This window comes from Bradyrhizobium sp. SZCCT0148, assembly GCF_018129985.1.
In the GTDB taxonomy this organism is placed as follows: domain Bacteria; phylum Pseudomonadota; class Alphaproteobacteria; order Rhizobiales; family Xanthobacteraceae; genus Bradyrhizobium; species Bradyrhizobium japonicum_H.
Map to the genome: position 1 here is coordinate 1 of NZ_JAFCKT010000038.1, position 2,497 is coordinate 2,497.

At 66.6% G+C, this 2,497-nt stretch carries 3 protein-coding genes; all 3 read left to right on the forward strand.

Annotated elements, in window-relative coordinates:
- The first annotated feature begins 79 nt into the window (after positions 1-79).
- The 3 genes from tnpA to tnpC all read left to right on the forward strand — a co-directional run bounded on the left by tnpA (position 80) and on the right by tnpC (position 2,484).
- Complete coding sequence (gene tnpA / locus JQ580_RS33630; RefSeq protein WP_212285654.1) at positions 80-532, forward strand: IS66-like element accessory protein TnpA; 453 nt, start codon at positions 80-82, stop codon at positions 530-532.
- On the forward strand, positions 529-885 hold the full coding sequence (tnpB, locus tag JQ580_RS33635) for an IS66 family insertion sequence element accessory protein TnpB (protein WP_212285656.1): 357 nt from the start codon (positions 529-531) through the stop codon (positions 883-885). The genes tnpA and tnpB overlap by 4 nt, the downstream gene beginning before the upstream one ends.
- A gap of 69 nt (positions 886-954) precedes the next feature.
- On the forward strand, positions 955-2,484 hold the full coding sequence (tnpC, locus tag JQ580_RS33640; protein WP_038937101.1) for an IS66 family transposase: 1,530 nt from the start codon (positions 955-957) through the stop codon (positions 2,482-2,484).
- Positions 2,485-2,497 lie beyond the last annotated feature (13 nt).

The following is a 2,497-nucleotide window of genomic DNA, read 5'->3' on the forward strand; positions in this document are numbered from 1 at the left end:
TCGTAAGCGCTGTTTCGGCCCCACCTTCCATTGAAGGCGTCGAGCGAGGAATGATCGATCTCTGATTGGAGATCGGCTTGTGTCTAAGCTTGACCATATGCTTGAGCCTAGGACCTCGGTTCGTCGGGTCGAGGTCATCACCGAGACCGGCCGACGCCGGCAGTTCTCGGCCGACGAGAAGGCTCGGTTCGTCGAGGAGACGCTGGCCCCGGGAGCCGTGGTATCGGAGGTCGCGCGGCGGCACGGATTGTCGCCGCAACAGCTGTTTACGTGGCGCCAGCAAATGCGACAGCCGGTTGCGATCCCTGTGGCTCCCGAGCCGCAGACGTTCGTGCCCGCTGTCGTTACCCCATCGTCCATGCCGCCGGAGTGCTCGCCGCGGCAGCGCCGACGCCTCCGGAAGGCGCCCGAGGGCGCCGAGAACAGCGGCATCATCGAGCTCGAGATCAACGGCGTCGCGGTCTGGGTCGGCCGCGGCGCGGATGCCGTGACGGTTGCGGCCGTGATCCATGCGCTGAAGACCTGCACGTGATCGGACCGACGGGCGCGGTGCGGGTGATGGTGGCGACCAGGCCGGTCGACTTCCGCAAGGGTGCCGAAGGGCTCGCGGCCCTGGTGCGTGAGAGCATCCAGGCCGATCCGTTCTCCGGCGCCGTGTATGTGTTCCGCGCCAAGCGCGCCGACCGGGTGAAGCTGATCTATTGGGACGGCACGGGTGTGTGCTTGTTCGCCAAGCGGCTTGAGACCGGTTCGTTCTGCTGGCCCAACGTGCAGGACGGCGTCATTCGCCTGACCGCGGCGCAGCTGTCGGCCTTGCTTGAAGGATTGGACTGGAAGCGCGTCCACGCTGCGCGCGAGACACCGTCGCCGACCCAGGCGAGTTGAACTGCGGCACAGTGAATCAGTATGCATGTCGCGCTCGCGGAGGGCTGCGACGCATGGTGTAATCGCATCATGGCGACGACGGCCGACACACTTCCGGACGATCCCGGCACACTCAAGGCGATGCTGCTGGCCGAACGGGCGCGCGCCGCGCGGCTCGAGCAGATCATCAAGGAGTTGCAGCGTCATCGCTTCGGCCGCCGGGCCGAGACGCTGCCGGAGGACCAGTTGCTGCTCGGCCTGGAGGAGGTCGAGCAGGTCGAGGCAAGCAGTGATGCGGCGACCGATGCAGCCAATGCGGCCGAGCGATCGAGCCGAGCCGCACGGCGCCGCAGGAACAGAGGAGCACTGCCGGCGCATCTGCCGCGGGTCGAGATGCTGATCGACCTCGACGATCACGCCTGCCCGTGCTGTCAGCAGGCGCTGCACCGGATCGGCGAGGATGTGAGCGAACGACTGGATATCGTCCCGGCCCAGTTCCGGGTCCTAGTCGTGAGGCGGCCGAAGTATGCCTGCCGGGCCTGCGAGACCATGGTGCAGGCACCGGCGCCAGCGCGGCTAATCGAGGGCGGGCTACCGACCGAAGCCACCGTGGCACAGGTACTCGTCGCCAAATATGCCGACCATCTGCCGCTGTATCGGCAGGCTCAAATTTACGCCCGCCAGGGCCTCGAGCTGGATCGCTCGACCCTGGCCGATTGGGTCGGGCGGGCCGCCTTCCTGTTGCGGCCGGTGCATGAGCGGCTGCTCGCGAGGCTGAAGCATTCGACAAAACTATTTGCCGACGAGACCACCGCCCCGGTGCTCGATCCCGGACGCGGCCGCACCAAGACCGGCCAGCTCTGGGCCTATGCCCGCGACGACCGGCCCTGGGGCGGCACGGACCCGCCCGCCGTCGCCTATGTCTACGCCCCCGATCGCAAGGCCGAACGGCCGATCGTCCACCTCGCGGGTTTTGCCGGCATCCTCCAGGTCGACGGCTATGCCGGCTATCGGGTCCTGGCCGAGCGCGGTGACGTTGAACTGGCGTTCTGCTGGTCCCATGTGCGCCGGCGCTTCTACGAACTCGCCGCGGCCGGTCCCGCACCGATCGCCAGCGAGGCGCTCGAACGTATCGCCGGGCTCTACGTCATCGAAGCCGAGATCCGCGGCCGCACCGCCGACGAGCGTCGCGCCGTCCGCCAAGAGAAAAGCCGGCCGATCGTCGACGAGTTCGAACTCTGGCTGCGCGCCAAGCTTGGTCTGATCAGCCAGAAGACCAAACTCGCGGAGGCCATCCGATATGCGCTGTCGCGTTGGGAGGGGCTGACGCGCTTCATTGCCGACGGCCGCATCGAGATCGATTCCAACGTTGTCGAGCGCGCTATCCGCCCAATCGCGATCAACCGCAAGAACGCCCTGTTCGCTGGCTCGGACGGCGGCGGCGAACACTGGGCCGTCATCGCCTCACTGATCGAAACCTGCAAGCTCATTGGCGTCGAACCCCACGCCTATCTCGCCGACGTCATCACCCGCATCGTCAACAACCACCCGAACAGCCAGATCGACGAACTGCTACCCTGGGCCTATCTCGCTTCCCAAAAACGCTGGCGCGTGGCCTGAGAAGACCGCTTAC

Excerpts from the sequence above, each read along its gene's own strand:
- tnpC (WP_038937101.1), top strand. The coding sequence starts at position 955 with ATGGCGACGACGGCCGACACACTTCCGGACGATCCCGGCACACTCAAG.